The organism is Streptomyces sp. DvalAA-14, from assembly GCF_900091855.1.
GTDB lineage: Bacteria > Actinomycetota > Actinomycetes > Streptomycetales > Streptomycetaceae > Actinacidiphila.
The window spans coordinates 23,859-30,643 of the sequence record NZ_FMCH01000234.1 but is presented as its reverse complement, the minus strand read 5'-3'; the positions used below and the strand labels follow the sequence as shown (position 1 = coordinate 30,643).

Below are 6,785 nucleotides of genomic sequence, written 5' to 3'. Positions count from 1 at the left end.
AGCGGCCGGGTGGGCGGCGGCCGGGGCGCCCGAGCCGGGTTGACCGGCCGGCTCGTCGATCACGGCGAGCGGCAGGACGGCCCGTACCCGGAAGCCGCCGTCCGGGCCCGAACCGGTCTCGGTCGTGCCGCCGAGCGCCGCCGCCCGCTCGCGCATGCCGATCAGGCCGTTTCCGCCGCCGCTCTCGCCGCCGGCGACGGCGGGGCCGTCGTCGTCGACCCGGACCTCCACCGCGCCGGGCCGGTAGGACAGCAGGACACGAGCGGCGCGGGAGCCGGAGTGCCGAAGGACGTTGGTGAGTGCTTCCTGGACGATGCGGAAGGCGGCGAGATCAGTGCCCGGGGAGAGCGGGACCGGCCTTCCCTCCACCCCGACCCGGACGGTCAGGCCCACGGAGCCGGCCTGCTCCACCAACTCCGGCAGCCGGTCGAGACCGGGAGCCGGTGAGCGGGGGGCCTCCCCGGGGGCGCGCAGGGTGTCGAGCACCTGGCGGACCTCGTCCAGCGCCTCCTTGCTCGCGGCTCTGATGGTGGTCAGGGCGGTGCGGGCCTGTTCGGGGCGCTCGTCGATCAGGGCGAGGGCGACGCCGGCCTGGACGTTGATCACCGAGATGCTGTGCGCGAGGACATCGTGCAGCTCGCGGGCGATCCGCAGGCGTTCCTCGTCGGCCTGCCGGCCGGCGGCCTCGGCGCGTTCGCGGCGCTCCCGGGTGATCTGCTCCCGGCGGACCCGGAACAGCTCGGCGGCGGCGAGCACCGCGAGCAGCCAGGCCCCCGCTCCGGAAGCCTCCAGCCAGGAAACCCGATGGTCGCCGGCCGGCGGCAGCCACCGGTAGAGCCAGACGCCCACGAGGACGTGGCCGGTGTAGACGACGGTGGCGACGATCACCACGCCCCTGCGCTGCCCGGCGGCCACCGCACTGAAGAAGGCCACCACCAGGCAGGCGAAGATCGGTCCGTAGGGATAGCCGAGGACGAGATAGACAAGGGTGACCGCGCCGGTTCCGGCGGCGACGGCCACCGGGAAGCGGCGGCGCAGGAGCAGCAGGGCGGGGCCGACCAGCAGCAGCGCGTAACCGAGGGCGTCCAGCGCGACCCGCTGGGGCTGGTGGCGTCCGGCCACGCCCGACCCGATCAGCTGGATGATCGCCAGCGCCAGCGCCGGGAACCACACCGGGCGCACGGCGCCGGGTGCCCAGCGGCGCGGCGGCGCGAGCGGCTCCTCGTACGTCATGCGCTCCACGCTAAACCGCCGGTGGGGGTGGCCGCGTCCACCCGCGGGGGGCAGCGGGCCTACTGCGCCGGGAGTACGTCGAGCCCGATCTGGCAGGCCAGGGCGGAGGCGGCCTGGTCGAAGAACGGGTCGCGGGCCTCCACCACCTGGTGGAACTGGCCGAAGAGCTCGAAGCTGATGAGGCCGAAGACCTGGGCCCAGGCGGCGACCAGGGCGGCGATGACCGGGATGGGCAGCTCGGGCGCGAGATCGGCGGCCAGGTGGGCCAGGTCGGTGCGGACCGGCTTGGCCAGCGGCCGCCCCTGCGGTTCGCCGAGCCGGCCGGCCCGGTGGGCATCGCGGACCACGGTGACCAGCGCCAGGGCGACCCGGGAGGCGGGGGCGATGGTGTCGGCGGGCGCGCTGTATCCGGGCACGGGCGAGCCGTAGATCAGGGCGTACTCGTGCGGGTGGGCCACGGCCCAGTCGCGCGCGGCCCGGCAGACCGCGATCCAGCGGTCGGCCGGCTCCGCGGCCGCGGCTTCGGCGAGCGCCGCTTCGGCGGCGGCGCCTATCGCGTCGTAGGCGTCGATGATGAGAGCGGTGAGCAGGTCGTCCCGGCTCGGGAAGTAACGGTAGAGGGCGGAGGAGACCATGCCGAGCTCACGTGCGACGGCCCGCAGCGACAGCCGGGCCGCTCCTTCGGCGGCCAGCTCCCTGCGCGCCTCTTCTTTGATCGCCGCGGTCACTTCGACGCGGGCCCGTTCTCTGGCTCCCTGGATGACGCTCATGGCCACCAGTCTGCCATAGGGAGTGAGCGACGATCAATGATGAGAGCGACAGAATAAAAAGAGAGCGGTGCTCTTGCAATCCGCTCCGCACGGTGTCAGGCTGTTCTCAACCGAGAGCACCGCTCACACAAAGAGGAGACAGACATGTCGCAGCAGCCCACGCAGTCGGGTCGGCCCGCGGGATCCGCGGACGCCCTGCACGTCAAGAAGCCCGGCTGGATCACGGTCAACGTCCTCAACCGCAGCGTCGGCTGGCTGACCCGGCGCGGCTTCAGCGTCTGGGGATCGCGGGTGCTGGCGGTCCGGGGGCGCAAGAGCGGCGAATGGCGCCGCACCCCGGTCAATCTGCTGACCGTGGACGGGCAGCGCTATCTGGTGGCCCCGCGCGGCCATGTGCAGTGGACCCACAACATGCGGGCGGCCGGCGGCGGCCAGCTGCTCCTGGGCAAGAAGGTCGAGGAGTTCGCCGCCGCCGAGGTCTCCGACGACGACAAGCCCGTAGTCCTGCGGGCCTACCTCAAGCGCTGGAAGGCCGAGGTGGGTGTCTTCTTCGACGGAGTCGGCCCGGATTCCACCGACGAGGAGCTGCGCGCCATAGCGCCCCGGCACCCGGTGTTCCGGATCCTGCCCGCCGAGGGCGCGTGAGGCCGCGGGCGGGGTCGTGGGGCGGGCCGTCGACGGCCCGCCCCACGACCCGGGACGGTCGGTCACGCCCGGTCGGCGGCCCCCAGCGCGCGGCGCGCCAGCGGATGGGTGCGGACGAGTTCGGCCAGCGAGCTGGTGCCGCGGGTGATCCCGGCGAAGGCGCGCCAGGCGGGCGGGAAAGTGGTCAGCGCGGCGTGCAGCAGCCCCGGGCGCCGCTCGAACAGGCTGAGCATGCGGCGGCCGACCCCCATCTCCACACCGAGTCCGGCCTTCACCGCGAAGGCGTAGTTCAGGGCCTGGCGGCGGGCGTCCACCGCGTCGTGGGACTCGGCGATGCGCACCGCCCACTCCCCCGCGAGGCGGCCGGAGCGCAGTGCGTAGGAGATGCCCTCGCGGGTCCAGGGCTCGAGCAGCCCGGCGGCGTCACCGCACACCAGCACCCGGCCCCGGGACAGCGGCGAGTCGTCCGCGCGACAGCGGGTGAGGTGGCCGGAGGAGACACTGGGTTCGAAGCCGGCCAGGCCGAGCCGGGCGACGAAGTCGTCGAGATAGCGCTTGGTGGCGCCGCCGTCGCCGCGGGCGGAGATGACGCCGACCGTCAGCGAGTCACCCTTGGGGAAGACCCAGCCGTAGCTGCCGGGCAGCGGGCCCCAGTCGATGAGCACCCGCCCGGCCCAGTCCTCGGCGACGGAGGCCGGCACCGGGATCTCGGATTCGAGTCCGAGATCCACCTGGTCCACCTTGACACCCACGTGCGCTCCTATCCGGCTGGCGCTGCCGTCGGCGCCGACCACGGCCCGCGCGTAGACGATCTCTTCGGTGCGGCTGCCGTCGGAAGTGACCACCACCGCCACGGTGCGTCGGTCGGGGACCCCGGGTCCGTGCTGCTCGACCCGGGACACGGTCGTGCCGGTGCGCACCTCAGCGCCGGCCGCGCGGGCCGCCTCGACCAGCCCGTTGTCGAACTCGGGCCGGTTGATCAGCCCGAAGAGCATCTGCCGGGAGCGCTTGGTGCGGGTCAGCCTGCCGTTGAGGCTGAAGGTGACCGCGTGCACCCGGTCGCGCAGCGGCAGTTCGAAGCCGGGCGGCAGCGCGTCCCGGGAGTAGCCGATGATGCCGCCGCCGCACGTCTTGTACCGCGGCAGTTCGGCTTTCTCCAGCAGCAGGACCCGGCGGCCGGTCACCGCCGCCGCGTGGGCGGCCGAGGCTCCGGCGGGGCCCGCGCCGATCACCACGACATCCCAGACCGAGGAGGTCTCTTCGTCCCCCGCACCACTGTCCTGCTGCTCTTCACCGCTCACGTCTGTTTCCGCTCCTGCTCGGCCCGTCCGGCTGTCTTCGCTGTTCAGCCGCATCCTATTGCGCCTGTCGCCGACAGTTCGCTGTGGCACCATCGGCAGCGAGCCGTCCCGGGTGGCAACACGCCCCGCGGCCCCAAGATCTCCGCCCGTCCCTGCTAGGAGTCCTCATGTCCTCCGTTCCGCTCTCCGACACCGTGGCGTCGCTGATTCCCCGTGCCCGGGCCGAGCTGGCCGAGCTGGTGTCGTTCGCGTCGGTCGCCGACGTGCGCCAGTTCCCCCGGAGCGAGTGCGAGAAGGCCGCGGCCTGGGTCGCGCAGGCGCTGCGACGCGAGGGCTTCCAGGACGTGTCACTGCTCGACACGCCCGACGGCACGCAGTCGGTCTACGGCTTCCTGCCAGGTCCGGTGGAGGCGCCGACGGTGCTGCTCTACGCGCACTACGACGTGCAGCCGCCGCTGGACGAGGCGGCCTGGCTGTCGCCGCCCTTCGAGCTGACCGAGCGCAACGGCCGCTGGTACGGGCGGGGCGCGGCCGACTGCAAGGGCGGCCTGCTGATGCACCTCACCGCGCTGCGGGCCCTGAAGGAGAACGGCGGGCTGCCGCTCAACATCAAGGTGATCGTGGAGGGCTCCGAGGAGCAGGGCACCGGCGGCCTGGAGCGCTATGCCGAGCAGCACCCGGAGCTGCTGAACGCGGACACCATCGTGATCGGGGACGCGGGCAACTTCCGTATGGGCCTGCCCACGGTGACCTCGTCGCTGCGCGGCATGGTGCTGATGGACGTCCGGGTCGGCACGCTGGAGGGCAATCTGCACTCCGGGCAGTTCGGCGGGGCGGCGCCCGACGCGCTGGCCGCACTGATCCGGATGCTGTCCTCGCTGCGGGACGAGACCGGCGCCACCACCATCAATGGGCTGGACGGCAGCGGCCGGTGGTCCGGACTCACCTACGAGGAGGCGGACTTCCGGCGGGACGCGAAGGTGCTGCCCGGGGTGGAGCTGGTCGGGACCGGCAGCGTCGGCGACCGGCTGTGGGCCCGCCCGTCGGTGACGGTGCTGGGCATTGACGCCCCGCCGGTGGTGGGCGCCACCCCCTCGGTGCAGGCCGCCGCGGGGGCGCTGGTGAGCGTCCGGGTTCCGCCGGGCTTCGACGCCGAGAGGGCAGCCGAGGCGCTGAGCGCCCACCTCAAGTCGGCGGCGCCCTGGGGGGCCGAGGTCGAGGTGAAGCAGCGCGGCATCGGGCAGGCGTTCGCCGCCGACACCAGCAGCCCGGCCTACGAGGCGATGGCCGAGGCGATGCGGGAGGCCTACGGCAAGGACATGGCGGTGGCGGGGCAGGGCGGCTCGATCCCGCTGTGCAACACGCTGGCGAGCCTCTACCCGCGGGCCGAGATCCTGCTGATCGGGCTGAGCGGCCCGGATGCCCAGATCCACGCGGTCAACGAGAGTGTGTCACCGCAGGAGTTCGAGCTGATGTCGCTGACGGAGGCGCTGTTCCTGCGGCGTTACGCGGTGTCCCAGTCGGCGGGCCTCGGCGTCTGAGCGCATCACCCGGGTCGCGCCCGCGGGGGCCGCGCCGCCCGCCCCCGCCGCCGGAGAGGCCGGCCGGCGGGAACGGGCGGGCGGCGCCGTACGGTCCGCGGTGGCGCCCGGGCCGATGATCAGCGGGGTCTCATTCGGCGGGGTGACCGGCTTCGAGATGAAGCGCCCGGCCCTGTTCGCGGGCGCGCAGGGCCCAGCGGAGGCGGTCCAGTCGCAGCGACGGCAGCAGGCCGGCCGCCTCGTCCTCGGTGACGAACCGCCAGCCGCGCAGTTCGGCGTCGGGCAGCAGCAGCCGGTCGATGTCGGCGGCGCGCAGCCGGCCGCCGTCGAAGATCAGCCGAAGGCCGCCGTGGCCCGGTGGTTGGGGCGGTTCCCAGTCCACCACGAGCAGTTCCAGGCCGCGGGTGAGTTCGATGCCGAGTTCCTCGGCGACCTCCCGGTGACCGGCCCGGGCAGGTGACTCGCCCCGCTCGACGATGCCGCCGGGGAACTCCCAGCCCGGCTTGTAGGTGGGGTCGACGAGCAGGACGCGGTCCTCGTCGTCGAAGAGCAGCACCCCGGCGGCCACGGTCTCGGCGCGCGGCTCCGGGGTCTGGACGATGCCGCAGGCCCCGGCGCCGCGGCCGACCGCCTCGGCCACCGCCAGGGCGCTCTGCCGCGCGGTCAGGCCGGCGGTGGGCAGCACATAGGCGTCCAGCGCGAGCCAGCTCAGTGCGTGCTGGTAGTCGGCGATCCGGTCCAGCGCCCAGCGGCGGGCGGTGTCGTCGGCCTGCTCGTCCCTGGGGTGTCCGCGGCGGGCGGCGATCCGCTCGCGCAGGATCGTTTCTCCAGGCTCCAGCAGCACATGCCGGACCTCGATTCCACGGGCGGCCAGGCCGCCGAAGATCTCGTCGCGGTGATCCTGTCGCAGCAGGGTCATCGGGGTGACCAGCACCCCGCCCACCTCGTTCAGCAGCGCGGCGGCGGTCTCCACCACCAGCCGCCGCCAGATGGGGAGTTCCTGGTATTCGGTGACTTCCTGGAGCCGTTTCTCGGGCAGCAGTTGGCGCAGACACGTGCCGACGACCTCGGGTTCGTACAGGGTGCTTGCCGGTATCAGGTCAAGCATTTCGCGTGCCGCGTCGGTCTTGCCCGCGCCGAACGCCCCGTTCACCCAGATGATCACGGTGCCCCCTTCTCCGTAGACCCCTACGAATTGCCCGGATCATCGCCCCCGGCAAACGCGCCACCCGCCGCGGCGCGGCCGTCGAGGTGACCGGAGTCCGCGCCCGGCCCCGGTCGGTCCACCGGGCGCC

6 protein-coding genes are annotated in these 6,785 nt (G+C 73.5%); 2 read left to right on the top strand and 4 right to left on the bottom strand.

Annotation, left to right across the window (positions count from 1 at the left end; all coding sequences use genetic code 11):
* Both GA0115240_RS12520 and GA0115240_RS12515 read right to left on the bottom strand, forming a co-directional pair.
* Positions 1-1,233, bottom strand: a 1,233-nt coding sequence (locus GA0115240_RS12520; protein WP_093736758.1) for a sensor histidine kinase, incomplete at its 3' end; no start/stop codon positions are given.
* A 59-nt stretch (positions 1,234-1,292) separates the two neighbouring features.
* Positions 1,293-2,003, bottom strand: coding sequence for a TetR/AcrR family transcriptional regulator (locus GA0115240_RS12515; protein ID WP_093736757.1), 711 nt, complete (start codon positions 2,001-2,003; stop codon positions 1,293-1,295).
* Between the two features lie 144 nt (positions 2,004-2,147).
* On the opposite strand from GA0115240_RS12515, the gene GA0115240_RS12510 reads away from it, so the two are divergent.
* Entirely contained in the window at positions 2,148-2,648 is a 501-nt protein-coding gene (locus GA0115240_RS12510) for a nitroreductase family deazaflavin-dependent oxidoreductase (protein ID WP_093736756.1), read from the top strand.
* Between the two features lie 62 nt (positions 2,649-2,710).
* On the opposite strand, the gene GA0115240_RS12505 is transcribed toward GA0115240_RS12510, so the two are convergent.
* Entirely contained in the window at positions 2,711-3,949 is a 1,239-nt protein-coding gene (locus GA0115240_RS12505; RefSeq protein WP_256069785.1) for a geranylgeranyl reductase family protein, read from the bottom strand.
* A 167-nt stretch (positions 3,950-4,116) separates the two neighbouring features.
* On the opposite strand from GA0115240_RS12505, the gene GA0115240_RS12500 reads away from it, so the two are divergent.
* Positions 4,117-5,490, top strand: a complete 1,374-nt coding sequence (locus GA0115240_RS12500; RefSeq protein WP_093736754.1) for a dipeptidase — start codon at positions 4,117-4,119, stop codon at positions 5,488-5,490.
* A 130-nt stretch (positions 5,491-5,620) separates the two neighbouring features.
* Here the strand turns inward: GA0115240_RS12500 and GA0115240_RS12495 are convergent, their stop codons facing one another.
* The gene (locus tag GA0115240_RS12495) at positions 5,621-6,655 is read right to left on the bottom strand and encodes an NUDIX hydrolase (RefSeq protein WP_093736753.1); all 1,035 of its coding nucleotides are present in this window, start codon (positions 6,653-6,655) and stop codon (positions 5,621-5,623) included.
* Positions 6,656-6,785: the final 130 nt, after the last annotated feature.